This is a genomic window from Pseudomonas sp. SDO5522_S412 (assembly GCF_054071215.1).
Window position 1 is genome coordinate 1 of record NZ_JBSVWQ010000123.1, and the last position, 17,152, is coordinate 17,152.

12 protein-coding genes and 4 tRNA genes are annotated in these 17,152 nt (G+C 62.0%); 5 read left to right on the forward strand and 11 right to left on the reverse strand.

Features of this window, described 5'->3' with window-relative positions:
• Positions 1-63: 63 nt before the first annotated feature.
• Complete coding sequence (rdgC, locus tag ACW9I6_RS21545; protein ID WP_008430455.1) at positions 64-984, reverse strand: recombination-associated protein RdgC; 921 nt, start codon at positions 982-984, stop codon at positions 64-66.
• Positions 985-1,145: 161 nt separating this feature from the next.
• Here rdgC and ACW9I6_RS21550 point away from each other — a divergent pair.
• Positions 1,146-1,221: transfer RNA gene (locus ACW9I6_RS21550), tRNA-Val, on the forward strand.
• A gap of 19 nt (positions 1,222-1,240) precedes the next feature.
• Positions 1,241-1,317 (forward strand) — tRNA-Asp (locus tag ACW9I6_RS21555).
• Between the two features lie 147 nt (positions 1,318-1,464).
• On the opposite strand, the gene ACW9I6_RS21560 is transcribed toward ACW9I6_RS21555, so the two are convergent.
• The 3 genes from ACW9I6_RS21560 to ACW9I6_RS21570 all read right to left on the reverse strand — a co-directional run bounded on the left by ACW9I6_RS21560 (position 1,465) and on the right by ACW9I6_RS21570 (position 5,472).
• Entirely contained in the window at positions 1,465-3,888 is a 2,424-nt protein-coding gene (locus ACW9I6_RS21560) for a TonB-dependent siderophore receptor (protein ID WP_102606156.1), read from the reverse strand.
• A 77-nt stretch (positions 3,889-3,965) separates the two neighbouring features.
• Positions 3,966-4,946: a FecR family protein gene (locus ACW9I6_RS21565; RefSeq protein WP_087695263.1), complete on the reverse strand. Its 981-nt coding sequence runs from the start codon at positions 4,944-4,946 to the stop codon at positions 3,966-3,968.
• Between the two features lie 7 nt (positions 4,947-4,953).
• Positions 4,954-5,472 (reverse strand): sigma-70 family RNA polymerase sigma factor, encoded by a 519-nt coding sequence (locus ACW9I6_RS21570; protein ID WP_087695262.1) that lies wholly within the window; start codon positions 5,470-5,472, stop codon positions 4,954-4,956.
• A gap of 201 nt (positions 5,473-5,673) precedes the next feature.
• On the opposite strand from ACW9I6_RS21570, the gene ACW9I6_RS21575 reads away from it, so the two are divergent.
• Both ACW9I6_RS21575 and ACW9I6_RS21580 read left to right on the forward strand, forming a co-directional pair.
• Positions 5,674-5,749, forward strand: a tRNA-Val gene (locus ACW9I6_RS21575).
• Between the two features lie 19 nt (positions 5,750-5,768).
• Positions 5,769-5,845 (forward strand) — tRNA-Asp (locus ACW9I6_RS21580).
• Positions 5,846-5,923: 78 nt separating this feature from the next.
• On the opposite strand, the gene ACW9I6_RS21585 is transcribed toward ACW9I6_RS21580, so the two are convergent.
• A complete protein-coding gene (locus ACW9I6_RS21585) occupies positions 5,924-7,438 on the reverse strand; it encodes an MFS transporter (RefSeq protein ID WP_457339795.1) in 1,515 nt (504 codons plus the stop codon).
• 105 nt (positions 7,439-7,543) lie between these two features.
• Here ACW9I6_RS21585 and ACW9I6_RS21590 point away from each other — a divergent pair, with 105 nt between their 5' ends.
• A complete protein-coding gene (locus ACW9I6_RS21590; protein ID WP_177048673.1) occupies positions 7,544-8,467 on the forward strand; it encodes a LysR family transcriptional regulator in 924 nt (307 codons plus the stop codon).
• Here ACW9I6_RS21590 and ACW9I6_RS21595 read toward each other — a convergent pair.
• The 6 genes from ACW9I6_RS21595 to kdpF form a co-directional block, all read right to left on the reverse strand.
• Positions 8,427-9,119: a response regulator gene (locus ACW9I6_RS21595; RefSeq protein ID WP_003219430.1), complete on the reverse strand. Its 693-nt coding sequence runs from the start codon at positions 9,117-9,119 to the stop codon at positions 8,427-8,429. The two genes, ACW9I6_RS21590 and ACW9I6_RS21595, sit on opposite strands and share 41 nt — an antisense overlap.
• A complete protein-coding gene (locus tag ACW9I6_RS21600; protein ID WP_457339796.1) occupies positions 9,116-11,767 on the reverse strand; it encodes a DUF4118 domain-containing protein in 2,652 nt (883 codons plus the stop codon). Before ACW9I6_RS21600 ends, ACW9I6_RS21595 begins: the two co-directional genes overlap by 4 nt.
• 129 nt (positions 11,768-11,896) lie before the next feature.
• Positions 11,897-13,969, reverse strand: a complete 2,073-nt coding sequence (kdpB, locus tag ACW9I6_RS21605; protein WP_087695258.1) for a potassium-transporting ATPase subunit KdpB — start codon at positions 13,967-13,969, stop codon at positions 11,897-11,899.
• 11 nt (positions 13,970-13,980) lie between these two features.
• A complete protein-coding gene (gene kdpC, locus ACW9I6_RS21610) occupies positions 13,981-14,640 on the reverse strand; it encodes a K(+)-transporting ATPase subunit C (RefSeq protein ID WP_457339797.1) in 660 nt (219 codons plus the stop codon).
• A gap of 10 nt (positions 14,641-14,650) precedes the next feature.
• Positions 14,651-16,357, reverse strand: coding sequence for a potassium-transporting ATPase subunit KdpA (gene kdpA / locus ACW9I6_RS21615; RefSeq protein WP_177010104.1), 1,707 nt, complete (start codon positions 16,355-16,357; stop codon positions 14,651-14,653).
• A 108-nt stretch (positions 16,358-16,465) separates the two neighbouring features.
• Positions 16,466-16,564, reverse strand: coding sequence for a K(+)-transporting ATPase subunit F (gene kdpF, locus ACW9I6_RS21620; RefSeq protein WP_003219423.1), 99 nt, complete (start codon positions 16,562-16,564; stop codon positions 16,466-16,468).
• Positions 16,565-17,152: the final 588 nt, after the last annotated feature.

Genomic DNA, 17,152 nt, shown 5'->3' on the forward strand with positions numbered 1-17,152 from the left:
ATATCAACTGAAAGGACGCATTCGCGAGCAAGCCCGCTCCCACATTTTGATCTTCACAAGGCTTTAGATACCTTGTGGGGTTTCTTCGCCACCCAGTGCCTCAACCAACGCCGGCAGGAAGTCGCCAAACGTCAGCATCATCAGGGTAAAGCTGGCGTCCTGCTGGCCCAGTGCTTCGTCGCCGCCGTCCTGTTCAGCCTGATCCTGCAGCAGGTCTTCGAACTTCAGGCGCTTGACGGTCATTTTGTCGTCCAGCATGAAGGACAGCTTGTCCTGCCAAGCCAGGGACAACTGGGTCACGACTTTGCCGGTGGTCAGGTGCAGTTGGATCTCTTCGCCGGTCAGGTCCTGGCGTTTGCAGCGCACGATGCCGCCGTCTTCGTGGGTGTCGCGCAGTTCGCATTCGTCGAGGACGAAGAAGTCATCGGCCGGTTTCTGGGTGGTGACCCAGTCGGTCATGATGGCGGTTGGCGCGGTTTTCACGGTCAGCGGACGTACCGGCAGGGTGCCGATCACTTCACGCAGGGTGGACAGCAGGTCTTCGGCACGTTTCGGGCTGGCCGAGTTCACCAGGATCAGGCCCTGTTTCGGCGCGATGGCGGCGAAGGTCGACGAGCGACGGATAAACGCGCGCGGCAGGAAGGCCTGGATGATTTCATCCTTGATCTGGTCGCGTTCCTTTTTGTAGACCTTGCGCATTTGCTCGGCTTCGATCTCTTCGACCTTTTCCTTCACCGCGTCACGCACCACGCTACCCGGCAGGATACGTTCTTCCTTGCGCGCAGCGATCAGCAGGAAATCACCGCTGACGTGTACCAGTGGCGCGTCTTCGCCTTTACCGAAAGGGGCGACGAAACCGTAAGTGGTCAACTCCTGGCTTGCACAAGGGCGCGCCAGTTTGGTGGCCAGTGCAGTTTCCAACGCCTCGGCATCAACAGGCAGATCTTGGGTCAGGCGATAGATAAGCAGGTTTTTGAACCACATGGGGTGAGCCTCTCCTTATATACAAAGGGGGGCATTATTCTCCTCATGGCGTCATAGGCCAACCCTCGCTAAGCCATTGGAAGGCCTGAAAAAAATTATTTAAGAAAGTGCTTGCCAGACCATGGGTCGCTCCGTAGAATGCGCGCCACACCGAAAGTGAAGGGTGATTAGCTCAGCTGGGAGAGCGTCTGCCTTACAAGCAGAATGTCGGCGGTTCGATCCCGTCATCACCCACCATTCGCTTTATGTGTTACGCGCAGCGGTAGTTCAGTCGGTTAGAATACCGGCCTGTCACGCCGGGGGTCGCGGGTTCGAGTCCCGTCCGCTGCGCCATATTCGGTCACCTGGAACGCTGAACGCCAGGTACCACAGGAAGCCCGCTCATTGAGCGGGCTTTTTGCTGTCTGGGGTTTGCTAAAACCATCAGTCAGAAAAACGCCCCCGATCATGTACCGTGATCGGGGGCGTTTTTGATTGGGTTCAGAAATCCCAGCGGGTGGTGACCATAAAGTTGCGCGGCTCACCATAAGCGGCGGAGTTATAGAAGCCGATGTTGGTGTAGTAGGACTTGTCGAAGATGTTGTTGACGTTCAGCGTCGCCGACACGTTCTTGGTGATCTGGTAACGGGTCATCAAGTCCACCAGCCAGTACGCCTCCTGGGAGAACTCTTCATAACCGCCATGGGGGGTGTTGTAGATGTCCTGCCAGCCCACGCTTTGCCAGCGCACGCCACCGCCGACGGTCAGCTTGTCCAGGTCGCCTTTGAGCTTATAAGTGGTGTACAGCTTGACCTGGTCTTCGGGCTCGAACGTGGAAATCTTCTGGTCCTGGTCGTCACGCACCACCTTGTGGGTGTAGCCGGCCTGAATCTGCCAGCCCGGGCTCAACTCGCCGGACACTTCAAGCTCGTAGCCCTTGGTGACGGCCTTGGTGCCTTTGTAGGCATAGTTCTGCGGTGTAGGTTTCAGGTTGTTGTAGTCGTCGTCGGAAACGGCGCGGTTGTTTTCATGGACCTCGAAGTACGCTGCGCTGGCGTTCAGGCGTCCGTCGAAGAAATCAGCCTTCATGCCCAGCTCGTAGTTTTGGCCTTCGTCCGGCTCAAGCAACTGGTTTTGCCGGTCGCGGTTGTAGTTCTCCTGGGGCATGAAGATATCGGTGTAGCTGGCGTAGACCGAGTAGGTTTCATCCAGGTCATACACCACGCCGACATACGGTACGAAGCGTCCGGTCTCGCGGTAGGACGGGTTATTGCCGGTCAGGTGGTAATTGACCACGCGGCCACCGAGCAGCAGCTTCAGGTCATCGGCCAGGTTCAGGCGTGTGGTCATGTAGGCGCCGGTCTGGCGAATGGTGTCGTCGATGTATTGCTGCGGCGCGCCCCAGTAAGGTTGGGGGGCGTGGCCGTGCCAGTTATTGAAGTCGACGAGGTTGGGGGCGAGGTTCCAGTAGCCCTTGCCGTTCCAGTCCGAAATGCCGATGGAGCCGCCCACCACCAGTTCATGCTCACGGCCGCCCAGGCTGAAGGGGCCGCTTGCGTACAGGTCGGCGGAGTCGCTGACGGTTTCCCCGGTGTATTTTTGCGAAGTGACATGTGCGGTGCCGTCTGCACGGGGCTCGTCACCCTGAATCGAAGCCATCAGTGCATGGTAGCCGTTGATCTTGTGGTCCAGTTGCAGTTTAGTCACCCAGCCGTTGCCGAGGTCATGTTCAAGCATGGCGAAGGCGGTACGGGTGTATTGCTCCCAACTGCTCCAGTTGGCCGCGTTGTTGAACGAGCGCTTTACGCTATTGCGATCGCCATTGGCGTTGATCAGCGGAAAACTGCCGGACCAGCTCGAGGCGGTGGGCAGGCTGTCCTGATAGTCGCCGCCCACGGTCAGCATCGTGTCGGGGGACAGGTCGAATTCCATGATGCCGTAGTACACCGGGCTTTTGCGCGAGTAACGGTCCATGAACGAGCGCTTGTCCTGATACGCCGCGACGGCCCGGCCACGGACGTTGCCGCTTTCGGTCATCGGGCCGCTGACGTCCAGTTCGCTGCGGTAGTTGTCCCAGGAGCCCGCGCCGAGGCTGGCATGGCCCTGGAAGTCAGCCGTGGGTTTCTTGCGCACCAGGTTGATCGTGGCACCCAATGAGCCCGCACCCGTGAGCAGGCCGGTGGCGCCTTTAAGCACTTCGACCCGATCATAGATCGCCATGTCGCTCAGGGTATTGCCCGCCGAATAGGCGACGTTGCGCGCGGTGGAAGGAATGCCGTCGTACTGGAAGTTATTGATGGAGAAACCGCGGGCGTAGTAGTTGGTGCGGTCGGTGTCGAAGGCCGACACGGTGATGCCCGGGGTGTGGCGCATCACGTCGTCGACGTTGTTCAGGCCGAAGTCATCCATGTGTTTGCGGGTGACGACGGTCACCGATTGCGGGGTTTCCTTGGGGGTCAGCACCAGCCGCGTCGCAGTCGCGATGCTGCCTGGAGTGTAGGAATCAGTCCCTTCAGTAACGTTGCCCAACTGGTTGGAGCTGACCTGGGTCGGGCCTAGTTCCATGGCGTCGGTGGCCGCAGGGTCAGCTTCGAGCGCGTACACCTGATCACCTTTGATCACGCGGTAGCCGCTGCCCTGTAACAGCCTGCCGAACCCTGCGTCCACGCTATAAGTGCCTTTCAGCCCCGGCCCATTCAGCCCCTGCAGGTTCTGGGACTGGAACACGATAGCCACGCCCGCTTGCTGGGCGAACTGGTTAAGTGTGGCGCCCAGCGGCCCGGCAGGTATGTCGTAGGCTTGGGCCGCAACGTTTACCGTGTCGGCCTGGGCCAGATGGGTATTGAGCAGCGTCGTTGCGAGCAGTGTGAGGGTCAGCGGCGCGCTGCTCAGCAGGCGTCTGCGGGGTTTGGAAGGGAGCGGCATGACGATGGCAGTCCTTTAGTTATCGATATACCTTCCTTGACGGGTAGCTTTAAACAAAGCGGAAACAATTTGGATAATTATTTTTTGCTCTCGGTATCCGGGCTGACGATCATCAGCCACGGCGTAAAGGTTTTCAGCGTGATCGGCAGGGTTTGAGCCAGCATCTGCAAGGTGCGGTCGGTGTCATCCAGGGGAAGTACGGCCGAGACCTTGAGACTGGCCAGTGCGGCGCGATCAAACTGCAAGCGGCCCGAACGGTGACGGGCGATCTCATCCAGCACTTCCGGCAACGGTCGGTTATCCACCACCAGTTGATGGCGGCGCCAGGCCCCATTGATGCTCGCCGTATCGATGCTGCCGGAGAGGCGCACGGCATCTTTGCTGAGTCGCGCCTGTGAGCCGGCGTCCACTTCCAGCGTCTGCTGGCCATTCGCGCTTTGGGCGGCAACGCGGGATTCGAGCATGCTCAGCACCGTAACGTCATCCTCGCGCCTGACCACAAATCGCGTACCCAGGGCGCGCAGGGTGCCTTGGGCGGTCTGCACCACAAATGGCCGTTCGCCATCGTGGGCCACTTCCACCAGGATCTCGCCTTGCAGCAATTCGATGCGGCGCTGCCGGCTGTCGAAATGCAGATTCGCCGCACTGATGCCGTTCAGGGTCAGCGTCGAGCCGTCCGCCAGCCGCAGGGTTTTCCATTCGCCGGGGCCGTTGTGCACATCGGCCATCCATTGTTGTGGATAAGGACTGTAGAGCAGCGCCATGGCGGGAAGGCCCAGGCTGCAGGCCAGTACCAATGCGCGGACGTAGTTTTTGCGCGCCTTCCCATGCCTGGGAAAGGCCGCACTCAAGGCCGCCCGGGCCGGTGCCTTTTGCCCGCGCAGGGCCTGCATCCGCGCAATCACATCTTCCATGCGCGCTGCTGATGCGGCGTGTTGCGGGCCTTGCTGCTTCCAGCGCTCGAACGCCTGGCGCTGGGCCTCGGTCAATTCACCTTCGTGCAGGCGAATCATCCATTCGGCGGCTTGTTCATCGATCTGTTGGCGGGAGGCGGGCATGTGCGGTTCAGATATCCACGCTGTGGCTGCAATGCAACAGGGCCTGGATCAAATACTTGCGTACCGTACGCTCCGACAATTTCAGGTGGCGGGCGATTTGCTGCTGGGTCAGGTCTTCGAGGTAATACAGCACAAACGCCTGACGCACATTGTCGTGCATGCCTTCCAGCATGAAGGCGATGTGCTCGAGGGCCTCCAGGGTGGTGTGGATCTGTTCGGGCGACTGGAAACCTTCCAGGGTTTCCACCGTCAGCATCAATTCCTGAAGGTAGGCGTGCTCAATCTGCTTGCGCCGTGCCTGGTCGATGATCAGCCGCCTGGCGGTGGTACTTAAATAGGCGCGGGGTTCGCGGATGGCGGTCACCGACTCGCGGGCGTGCAGAATCCGCGCGAAGGTGTCCTGCGCCACGTCGGCGGCGTTATGGGTACAGCCCAGTTTTCGGCGCAACCAAGTGAACAGCCAGCCGTGATGCTCGCTGTACAGCTCGGTAATCTCCCGTTGGAACGGCGGTTCACCCACAGACATAAGACCCGGCCCAGGTGTTATTGAGAATAATTGTTAATTGTGGGGCCAAGGCTTGGGCAAACGCAATAGACTCGCGTTTGCACCCAAAGCGCCGGTTTTGCGGGGTGCGCGGGGTCGAAGACAAAATATTTTAAATAAATTGCATTTAAATCATGACATTACGGAAAAATGCTATAGAATGCGCCCCACACCGAAAGTGAAGGGTGATTAGCTCAGCTGGGAGAGCGTCTGCCTTACAAGCAGAATGTCGGCGGTTCGATCCCGTCATCACCCACCATTCGCTTTATGTGTTACGCGCAGCGGTAGTTCAGTCGGTTAGAATACCGGCCTGTCACGCCGGGGGTCGCGGGTTCGAGTCCCGTCCGCTGCGCCATATTCGGTCACCTGGAACGCTGAACGCCAGGTACCACAGGAAGCCCGCTCATTGAGCGGGCTTTTTTGTGCCTGGGATTCAGCTCAACGACTGAATGCCCGGTTCGGTTTGCACGGGTGCGATGCTGTTTCGCCCCATGAAGGCCAGGACCACCAACGCCGTCAGCACGGTGAATCCCGCGAGCAGTTGCAGCAAGGTGTTGAACCCCGCGATGTAGGCGCTGCGCAGTGCTTCCAGCGGAAGGGCGGCCGAGGCCAGTTGCACGTTGCCCATGACCAGGCCTTGGGCAATCACTGACACGTCGGCCCCTGCGAGACCCTTCAGGTGATGTGCCACCAATGCGCCCAATACCGCCATCGTAATCGCCAGCGCCACGCCTTCACTGGCCACGCGGGTGGTGTTGAAAATCCCCGCCGCCATTCCCGCGCGCTCCTTGGGCACCACGCTGATCGCCAAGCCATCCATCAAACCCCACGGCAGCCCGGTGCCGATCCCGATGACCAGCATTGCGGCGATGGTCTGCGCAGGCTGGTTGGCCAGGCTTAATCCCCACAGGCCCACCGCCGCGATCAGCAAGCCAATGGCACACAACAGTCCTGCTGAGAGCCAGCGGGTCAGCGATGCGGCGATCATCGGCACCACCAGCATCGGTGCCGATAACGCGAGCATCATCAAACCCGCGTCCAGCGCGCTGGCGCCTTCCACACCGATAAACCGCAGGGGCAGCAACACGATCAGCACGATGTAGCAGTAACAGGTACCGATCGGCAGGAGCTGCACGCCAATAAAACGCGGGAAGCGAAACAGCCGCAGCTCCAGCATCGGTTGGCTGGAGCGGTTTTCGACGAGGACAAACACCAGCAAAAACACCGCCGCCGCGATCAGCAGGGCATCAACCAGCGGCGACGTCCAGCCGTGCTCCGGCGCGAGGATCACCGCCGTGGTCAGGGCCACCAGCATCGCGGAAAACGTCAGTACACCAGCGGTGTCCAGCCGCATCGCTTGCGGGTCGCGGCTTTCACGCATTTTGGGCGCGGCAAACAGCAGCGAAATACCGGCCAATAATGCAGTGCCGAGAAAAATCGAGCGCCAGCCCCAGTGCTCGATCAGCACCCCCGACAGCAATGGCCCAAACGCCAGGCCTGCACCGAATGTGGTGCCCAGCAAGCTGAAGGCGCGGGTGCGGGCATGGCCGTCAAACTCCTGGGCCAGCGCCGCACAGCCACTGGCCAATGCCGTAGCCGCCGCGACGCCCTGCACACCACGCAACACATCCAGCCAGAAAATCCCCGGTGCCACTGCCAGCAGCAAGGAGACCACGGTAAACAGCGCCATGCCCCACAAGAAAAGACGCTTTCTCCCATAGAGGTCGGCGAGGGTGCCGGCGGCCATCAACAGGCTGCCGAAACTCAGCATGAACGCGTTGGTGATCCACGCCAGCTGGCTGGGCTGGGCGGCAAATGCCTGGCCGATAAAGGGCGTGGCGACGGCGCCGCCGGTAAAGCTCATGGGCAATACCAGGGCGGCCAGGCAAATGGCCGCCAGGATGGAATATCGGCCATGGGCGGGCGCAGATTCGGTTGTAGTGGTCATAGGGGCATTCCCGCGAGTTTGAAGATTAAAAGACTCTAATCAGGATGCAATCGCGGATAAACGGGCTTACATTCCTTTCATAACGGACTTGATGGATGCAATGACGTGACCGATAACCTGAGCGGCGTGATCGCCTTCGTGAAAACCGCGGAAGCCCTGAGCTTCACCGGCGCGGCCCGGGCGATGGGGATTTCCGCTTCGGCGGTGGGCAAGAATGTCGCCAAGCTTGAGGCGTCACTGAATGTGCGGCTGTTGCACCGCAGTACGCGCAAGGTCAGCCTCACCGCCGAAGGCCAATTGTTCTACGAGCGCAGTCGGAAAATTCTCGACGACCTGCAAGACGCCCGCGCCATGCTTTCCCATGCGATGCAGGCACCCCGGGGCAAACTGCGGGTCAGCCTGCCCACCATCGGTTATCGCTTTCTCTTTCCGCACATGATGGCGTTCCGCAAAGCCTACCCCGAGATCGAGCTGGAGCTGGATTTCAACGATCATCTGGTGGACGTGATCGAGGAGGGCTTCGACGTGGTCATCCGCAGCGGCGGTCTGGCGGACTCGACCCTGATGGCCCGCAAACTGGGACCGTTCAGGTTTGTGCTGTGCGCGTCACCCGAGTACCTGCGGGCCAACGGTCGGCCAGAGTCCCTGAGCGATTTGGAGCATCACCCGTGCTTGCGTTACCGCTTCGCCACCACCGGCAAAATCATGGACTGGACCTTGTCCGCCAACCCGGCCATTACCCAGTTGCGCCTGCCCACCGCCCTGACCTTGAACAACATGGAAGCCATGCTCCGGGCCGCGATGGACGGCCATGGGATTGCCTACGTGCCGGACTTCCTGGCCCGCGAAGCCCTCGCCCAAGGCCAGCTGGAAACCGTGCTCGACGGCCATTCCGATGACCAGGGGCAGTTCTGGGCGCTGTGGCCATCCAGCCGGCACCTCTCGCCGAAAATTCGCGTGTTTGTCGATTTCGCCGCCGCGCACCTGTTCACAAGCCTACCAACCGGTAGCCCACCTGCAACTCGGTGATGAAGTACTGCGGCTGGGCCGGGTCCGCCTCCAGCTTCTGCCGCAGGTGCGCCATGTGCACCCGCAGGTAGTGGGCGCGGTCCACGTAGTCCAGGCCCCACACCTCGAGCAATAATTGCCGGTGGGTGAGCACCCGGCTCTGCCCGCGAATCATCGCGCACAGCAGGCGGTATTCGATGGGCGTCAGGTGCACCGGCAGGCCTTGGCGCCACACTTCATGGGTCGCCAGGTCCACCTCGATATCGCCAAACGCCACCTTGCTGGTGGCCGCCACGGTGCCGGTCTGCCCATGACGGCGCAGTTGCGCACGGATGCGCGCGAGCAACTCGGGTACGCCGAAGGGTTTGGTCAGGTAGTCATCGGCGCCGGCATCCAGGGCGGCGACTTTTTCCTCTTCGCGATCCCGTGCCGACAACACCAGGATCGGCACCGCCAGCCATCCCCGCAGCTCGCTGATCAGCTGTTTGCCGTCGCCGTCCGGCAGGCCCAGGTCGACGATCACCAGGTCCGGCTGACGGCTGGAAGCGTGGATCAACGCGCGTTTGACGCTGTCGGCCTCGAACACCTGGAAGCCCTCATCCTGCAGGGCGATGCCGACAAAACGGCGGATGTTGGCCTCGTCTTCAACAATCAGAATGCGTGCAGTGCTCATAGGGCGTCCATTGGGGGCGGAGTACCCGCCGGTAAAGTGATGACGAAATGCATGCCGCGCTCGCTGCCGGGTCTGGCTTCGATGCGCCCGCCGTGGGCTTCGACGATGCGCTTGGCCAGGGCCAGGCCCAGGCCGATTCCGGCGACCGAGGATTCCTGCTGGCCACGGGCAAACGGTTCGAACAGATTGGCCGGCGCGCTGCCCGGGCCGGTGTCGCTGACTTCCAGCAGGATGCTGTCGGAAACGGAACGGGCGGTAACGGTGATGACCGTGCCAGGCGGGGTGTATTTGGCGGCGTTGTCCAGCAGGTTGACCAGCACCCGTTCGATCAGCAGCGCGTCGACTTCCACCAGCGGTAATTGCGGGTCCAGCGTCGTATTCACCACATGCCGGGCCAGTGGCTCACGCAACTGGCGCAGGGCGCTGCCGACGATCTCTTCCAGCAAATGCCATTGCCGGTTGAGTCGCACACCGCGCTCCTGCATGCGGGCCATGTCCAGCAAGTTTTCGATCAAGCGTTGCATCGAAGTCGCCTGCTCATGAATACCGTGCAGCAACGCGGTCAGCGGCCCCGGCGGCGCATGGGGCAGGGCGGTGTCGGCGGCGCCGATCAGGGTGGTCAGGGGAGTGCGCAGGTCGTGGGAAATCGCCGCGAGCAAGGTGTTGCGCATTTTCTCGCCTTCCATCTGCACCATCGTGCTTTGCGCCACTTCGACGAAGTGCACGCGCTCCAGGGCAATCGCCAATTGGCTCATGCAGGCTTCCAGCAGGCGGCGCTCTTCGGGCTCGTTGAGGCGTTCGCTTTGCGCCAGTTCCAGCACCAGCACACCGCGCACGCGCATCGGCGCCTTGAGCGGCAGGTAGCAACCCTTGGCGGCGGACAAGGTGTCGGTACCCTGGCCGGCGGACTGGCCGTGGTCGTAGGTCCATTGGGCGATGCTGTCGTCGATCGGCAGCCCGCCCGCGCCCACGCTGTGCACGCCGTCCGCGGCGTCCGGCAAGGCCAGGCCGACCCGCGCCTCGAACACGCCGCTGAAAGTGCGCAGCGCCACTTCGCTGATCTGCTCCACGGTCAACGCGGCCGACAGGTCCCGGGCCAGACGCGCCAGTGAGGTTGCGCGACGTTCTCGAGCGGCGGCGGTGCGCGCTTCGTGGCGCAGGCGTGCGGTGAGCTGCCCGGTGATCAGCGCGATGCCGAGCATCAACGCGAAGGTGAAGAAATACTGGGTGTCGTTGACGGTAAACGAGTAGCGCGGCTGGACGAAAAAGAAGTCGAAACACAGCACCGCGAGCATCGCTGCCCACACGCCGGGGCCGCGTCCAAACCGCAGGGCCACCAGCACCACCGTGAGCAGGAACAGCATCACCACGTTGGCCAGGTCGAACACTTGCAGCAGCAGCGCAGCGATGGCGCTGGCGGTGAAACAGGCGAGTGTGGACCAGAGGTAGGCCATGGTTCTGCCGGGCGCTGGTGTAGGTTTTTCAATGGCAGGTACAGTGCCCGGCAGTACGCCATGGGCGATCACGATCTGGTCGATCTGCGGATGGTGCCGGCTGATCCGGTCGCTCACCGACTGATGCCAGAACCGCCATGCCCGGCGCGGGTGATGGCCGAGCACCAGGCGATTGGCGTTGTGTTCCCGGGCACAGGCGGCCAGTGCTTCGGCGACGTCCATGCCCGGCAATGTCGCGGTGTCGGCGCCGAATTCGCTGGCCAGCGCCAGGGTTTTCATCGCCGTGAGATAACGCTTGGCGCCGCGGCCCTGGGCTGCGGCGACGTGCACCACGATCCAGTCTGCCTCAAGCTTTTGCGCCAGGCGCGCGGCTTCACGCACCAGGCGCTCATCGCCGGCGTCACCGGCCACGCCTACCAGCAATCGTTCGCGGGCGGGCCACAGGGTCTTGATCGACTGTTCGCGACGGTACACGCGCATCTGCGTGTCGACCCGGTCGGCCGTGCGGCGCAGGGCCAGTTCCCGCAGGGCGAGCAGGTTGCCCTTGCGGAAAAAGTGCCGCGAGGCGCGCTCGGCCTGGGGCCCCAGGTACACCTTGCCGTCCTTCAAGCGTTGCAGCAGATCATCCGGCGGCAGGTCCACGACGACCACTTCGTGGGCATTGTCGAACACGTGGTCCGGTACGGTTTCCCGCACGCGAATGCCAATGATCCCACTCACCAGATCGTTAAGGCTTTCCAGGTGCTGGACGTTGAGGGTGGTCCACACATCGATGCCGGCGCTGAGCAGTTCTTCCACGTCTTGCCAGCGTTTCGGGTGGCGCGAGCCGGGCACGTTGCTGTGGGCGAGTTCATCCACCAGCAGCACGGCGGGATGGCGTTGCAGGGCCGCGTCGAGGTCGAATTCGGTGAGGGTGAAATCGTGATGCAGACGGTGGGCGCGGGGCAGTTGTTCGAGGCCGTTGAGCAGCTTGGCGGTTTCCTGGCGGCCGTGGGTTTCCACCACACCGGCGAGTACGTCGCGGCCCAGGCTGACTTCCCGTTGCGCCGCGTCAAGCATGGCGCAGGTCTTGCCCACCCCGGCGTTGGAGCCGAAGTAGATACGCAGTTTGCCGCGCAAGGCGGCCTGTTCTTCCTGCTGGACCCGGGCGAGAAGGGCGTCGGGGTCGGGGCGTTCTTCGTTTAATGCGGGCATGTCATTCCTGGTCAATGCGGTTCAATGGTGGGAGCGGGCTTGCTCGCGAAAGTGGTGTGTCAGTGACAGACGAGTTGGCTGACACTCCGTATTCGCGAGCAAGCCCGCTCCCACATTGGGTTTGCGGTGCTACACGAGACCCAGCCCGGTCAGCACCAGGTCAATCAGCTTGATCCCGGCAAACGGCACCAGCACCCCGCCCAGGCCATAGATCAGCAGGTTGCGATTGAGCAACGCTGCCGCGCCAATCGCCCGGTACGTCACGCCGCGCAGGGCCAACGGAATCAGCGCCACGATGATCAACGCGTTGAAAATCACCGCACTGAGGATCGCCGAGTTGGGACTGCTCAGGTGCATCACGTTCAACGCACCGAGTTGCGGATACGTCGCGACAAACGCCGCCGGGATGATCGCGAAATATTTCGCCACGTCATTCGCCACGCTGAAGGTGGTCAGTGCGCCACGGGTCATCAGCATCTGCTTGCCCACCTCGACCACTTCGATCAGCTTGGTCGGGTTGCTGTCGAGGTCGACCATGTTGCCGGCCTCTTTCGCTGCCTGGGTGCCGCTGTTCATCGCCACCGCCACGTCGGCCTGGGCCAGCGCCGGGGCGTCGTTGGTGCCGTCGCCGGTCATGGCCACAAGCTTGCCCTGGGCCTGGTAGTCGCGGATCAGCTGCAGCTTGTCTTCCGGGCGCGCCTCGGCGAGGAAGTCATCCACGCCGGCTTCCACCGCAATCGCGGCGGCGGTCAGGCGGTTGTCGCCGGTGATCATCACGGTCTTGATGCCCATGCGCCGCAATTCGGCGAAGCGCTCCTTGATGCCGCCCTTGACCACGTCCTTGAGCTCCACCACGCCGAGTGCCTTGGCCCCGTCCGAGACCACCAGCGGAGTGCTGCCGCGTCGCGATACTTCGTCGACCTTGGCCTGCAATGCAGCCGGAAAGCTCCCGCCGAGCGCTTCGATATGACTGCGGATCGCATCCGCTGCACCCTTGCGAATACCGCGGCCTTCGGGCAGGTCGACGCCGCTCATGCGGGTCTGTGCAGTGAAGTGCACAAAGCTTGCGCCGAGGGCGTTGATGTCCCGCGCGCGGATGTCGAACTTCTGCTTGGCCAGCACCACGATGCTGCGGCCTTCCGGGGTTTCGTCGGCCAGGGACGCCAGTTGCGCCGCGTCGGCCAGTTCAGCTTCCTTGACCCCCGGTGCCGGCAGGAAACTGCTGGCCTGGCGATTGCCCAACGTGATGGTGCCGGTTTTGTCCAGCAGCAACACGTCGATGTCACCCGCCGCCTCAACGGCGCGGCCGGAAGTGGCGATCACATTGGCCGACATCATGCGGCTCATGCCCGCCACGCCGATGGCCGAGAGCAGGCCGCCGATGGTGGTGGGAATCAGGCACACCAGCAACGCCACCAGCACCGTGGCGCTGATCACGTTGCCACTGCCACTCATGGCCACGGCGAAGATCGAGTACGGGCTCAGCGTGGCGATCACCAGCAGGAACAACAGGGTCAGGCCCACCAGCAAAATCGTCAGGGCGACTTCGTTGGGGGTCTTCTGACGCTTGGCGGATTCGACCATCGAGATCATGCGGTCGAGGAACGACTCGCCCGGGTTGACGCTGATGCGCACCACCAGCCAGTCCGACAGCACCCGCGTGCCGCCGGTGACCGAGGAAAAGTCGCCGCCGGCCTCGCGAATCACCGGTGCCGATTCGCCGGTGATTGCGCTTTCATCCACCGAGGCCACGCCTTCGATCACCACGCCGTCCAGCGGCACCAGGTCGCCGGCTTCGATCAACACCACCTGGTCTTTGCGCAACAGCGTGGCTTCGGTCGGCAGCCATGGGGCGCCGTGTTTGGGTTGTTGCAGCAACTTGGCCAGGGTCTGGCGCTTCATCCCGCGCAGGCTGGCGGCCTGGGCACGGCTGCGGCCTTCGGCCAGGGCCTCGGCAAAGTTGGCGAACAGCACGGTAAACCACAGCCACAAACAGATGCTGAGGATAAAGCCGCTGGGCGCTTCACCCTGGCCACCCAAGGACTGGAACCACAGCAGCGTGGTGAGGAGGCTGCCCAGGTACACGACGAACATCACCGGGTTTTTCCACTGCGCCTGGGGCAGCAGTTTCTTGAACGCATCCCCGCAGGCGGTGAGCACGATGGCGCGATCAAACAGAGGTAAACGAGCATTCTTGATCATGGGGGAATCTCTTACTCACTGGCCGCAATGGGGGGCTGGCGCAGAGGCAGACGGGCGTCCAGCGCGAGGTTGAGTTGCAGCACATTGACCCGTGGTTCGCCGAGCAAACCCAGGGTGCGTTCCGCGGTGTTTTCGTTCACCAGTTGCAGCAGTTCGGCTTCGGGGATCTGTCGCAGGCGGGCGACCCGGGCCAGCTGGATGCGTGCGTTGGCCACGGAGATATGCGGGTCCAGGCCGGAGGCGGAAGCGGTGACCGCATCCACCGGCACCTGGGCGTCGGCGGCGAGGCCGTTGTCCTGGCGGTAGGCTTTAACCCGGGCCGCGACCTGGTCCACCAGTTTCTGGCTGGTAGGGCCCAGGTTGCTGGCGCCGCTGGAACCGGCGTTGTACGGCTGGGAGACACTTTTGCTCGGGTCTTGCGGGTCGGCACCGAGGGTCATGCTCGGGCGGCCCTGGAAGTAGCCGGGCCTGGTGAAGTCCTGGCCGATCAACGCCGAGCCGATCACCAATCCGTCGCGTTCAATCAGCGAGCCCTGGGCCTGGAACGGGAACAGCAACTGCGCGGCAAAGGTGGTGAAGATCGGGTAGGCGAGGCCGGTCAGCGCCATGAAAAACACCGCAGAAACCAGCACCGGGCGCAACAGCCCTTTGAATATCGATTGAGTCGTCATCAACGTATCCTTAGTTGTACGTCTGGCCGGACAGCAACTGCAGTTGCTCCACCAGCGGGCCGAGCGCGAGCGCCGGCAGGAAAGTCAGGCCGCCCACCACCAGCACCACAAACACCACCAGCACCATGAACAGCGGGGTTGCGGTGGGGATGGTGCCGGCGCCGGCAGGCACGGTCTTTTTCATCGCCAGGGAACCGGCCACGGCGAGCATCGGCAGCATGGTGAAGAAGCGCCCGACCAGCATCGCGAGGCCAATGGTGGTGTTGAAGAACGGCGTGTTGGCGTTCAGCCCGGCGAACGCCGAACCGTTGTTGGCGGTGCCCGAGGTGTAGGCGTAGAGCACCTCGCTGAAACCGTGGGGGCCGAGGTTATTCAGGCTGGCCATGGTGTCGGGCCACAGGGCGGCGAGGGCGGTGAAACCGAGGATGCTGATGGGGTGCGCGAGCACCGAGAGCATCACCAGTTTTATCTCCCGAGCCTCGATCTTCTTGCCGAGGAATTCCGGGCTGCGGCCGATCATCATGCCCACCAGGAACACCGTCAGCAGCGCGTACTGGATCAGGTTGATAAAGCCCACGCCGTCGCCGCCGAACACGCAGTTGAGCATCATCTGCGCCAGGGGCACGAAGCCGCCCATGGGGGTCAATGAGTCATGCATCGCGTTGACCGAACCGGTGGTGGCCGCGGTGGTGGTGGCGATAAACAGGCTGCTGTCGGCGATGCCGAAACGCAGCTCCTTGCCTTCCATATTGCCGCCGCTTTGTTCGATGGACAGCGTCTGGTTGGCACCGGCCTGGGTCAGCAGCGGGTTGCCGTTTTGCTCGGCGCCGTACACCAGCGCGAGAAAGCCTAAGAACATCACCAGGAAGGTGCCGAAAAACACCCAGCCCTGACGGCGTTGCAGCAGCATGCTGCCGAAGGTGTAGGTCAGCGCCGACGGGATCAGCAACATGCTGAGGATGTGCAGGGCGTTGGTCAGCGGGGTCGGGTTTTCGAACGGGTGCGCGGCGTTCATGCTGAAGAAGCCGCCGCCGTTCGTGCCGATATGCTTGATCGATTCAAAGCTCGCCACGGCGCCGACAATCAGTTGTTGCTGCGCGCCTTCCAGGGTGGTGGCCAGGGCTTGGGAGGAAAAGGTCTGCGGCATGCCTTGCCACACATACACCAGGGCCATGCCCACGCACAGCGGCAGCATCACGCGGTACAGGGTGCGAGTGAAGTCGACCCAGAAGTTGCCGATATCCGCCGAGCTTGAGCGACTCAGGCCACGGATAAAACCGGCTGCGGCGACCACGCCCGAGGTGGCGCCGACGAACATCAGGAAGGTGATTACTGCCATCTGGCTGAAGTTCGACAGGCTGGTTTCGCCCGAGTACGCCTGCCAGTTGGTGTTGGTGATAAAGGAAGCGGCGGTATTGAACGCCAGGTCCGGGGTTTGTGCGGCCAGCCCGAGTGGGTTGATCGGCATGACGGCCTGTAACCGCAGGATGAGATAGCCGAGCAGCATCATCGCGGCGTTCGACAGCAACAGGGCCGAACCGTAGCGGGCCCAGCTCATGGTTTCCAGCGGGTCGATGCCCAGCAGGCGATAGGTATAACGTTCCGGCAGGGCGTGGCGGGTTCCGGTAAACACCCGGGTCAGCCACTTGCCCATCAGCACGGCGAGCCCGGTCATCAACCCCAGGACCAGCGCAAATTCCAGCAAAGTGCTTAGCATGTCGAGGCTCCGTTCAAATCTTGCCCATGGCGACAATGGCCATGGTTGTCGCGGCGAAAAACACCAGGGAGAGGCCTACAAAAATCATGTCGTACATGGTGGGGCTCCCTAGAACTTTTCGGCGCGAATGAGGGCGTAGCCCAGATAAGCGAACAGCCCGACGGCGCATAGGCCGCTGGCGATATAGATGAACTTGAGTGTGAGCACGGTGGAACTCCCCTGATTAATAAGCCGCGATTGCGGACGCGGGGAGGTTAAGAGGTTGGGTATCAAGTTCGGGCACTGATTGCGGGTTTGGGTATTAAGACGGTGTATAGAGGACGGTGGGGTGGGCGAACGGAAAAAAGGGATAACCCGGGGGCGGGGTATCCCTTGAAGCACTGGGGTTTTGCTGCTTTTGATGATCAGCTTATTTGGCTTTCTTTTTCTTTGATTCGCGTGTGGCGAGTTGTTCGAAGCAAAACGCGGCGGCGCCGAACAGGGCGATCATTGAGAGGACGATCATGCCTAACGTTGAACTTTCCACGATGACTTCCTGCGGGGGTTATTGGGGTGGAGGTCACAGTAGTGGAGGGGGGATTAGTTGCTCAATAGAGACGACTTAAACGTTACGGCTGGGGGTGAATCTATACGGGTTCTTTACGTTGATGTTGGGTGTATATCCGTTTTTTAGGTAACGGCTACTTATGGTTTCGCTCTTACAGCGAGTCACTTTGCAAAAGCGGCAAAGTAACCAAAGCGCTCTGCCCCGCCTGTCGGCGCCTCGCTGTGGCTCGGCGTTCCCTCACTCCGGCA

What these genes read in the sequence shown, in the direction of transcription:
- ACW9I6_RS21570 (WP_087695262.1), bottom strand. Translation starts at nt 5,472, where the DNA reads ATGTCTGTGGGTGAACCGCCGTTCCAACGGGAGATTACCGAGCTGTAC.
- kdpA (WP_177010104.1), bottom strand. Translation starts at nt 16,357, where the DNA reads ATGCTAAGCACTTTGCTGGAATTTGCGCTGGTCCTGGGGTTGATGACC.
- ACW9I6_RS21595 (WP_003219430.1), bottom strand. Translation starts at nt 9,119, where the DNA reads ATGAGCACTGCACGCATTCTGATTGTTGAAGACGAGGCCAACATCCGC.
- ACW9I6_RS21560 (WP_102606156.1), bottom strand. Translation starts at nt 3,888, where the DNA reads ATGCCGCTCCCTTCCAAACCCCGCAGACGCCTGCTGAGCAGCGCGCCG.
- rdgC (WP_008430455.1), bottom strand. Translation starts at nt 984, where the DNA reads ATGTGGTTCAAAAACCTGCTTATCTATCGCCTGACCCAAGATCTGCCT.
- ACW9I6_RS21585 (WP_457339795.1), bottom strand. Translation starts at nt 7,438, where the DNA reads ATGACCACTACAACCGAATCTGCGCCCGCCCATGGCCGATATTCCATC.
- ACW9I6_RS21600 (WP_457339796.1), bottom strand. Translation starts at nt 11,767, where the DNA reads ATGCCCGCATTAAACGAAGAACGCCCCGACCCCGACGCCCTTCTCGCC.
- kdpB (WP_087695258.1), bottom strand. Translation starts at nt 13,969, where the DNA reads ATGATCAAGAATGCTCGTTTACCTCTGTTTGATCGCGCCATCGTGCTC.
- ACW9I6_RS21565 (WP_087695263.1), bottom strand. Translation starts at nt 4,946, where the DNA reads ATGCCCGCCTCCCGCCAACAGATCGATGAACAAGCCGCCGAATGGATG.
- kdpC (WP_457339797.1), bottom strand. Translation starts at nt 14,640, where the DNA reads ATGACGACTCAATCGATATTCAAAGGGCTGTTGCGCCCGGTGCTGGTT.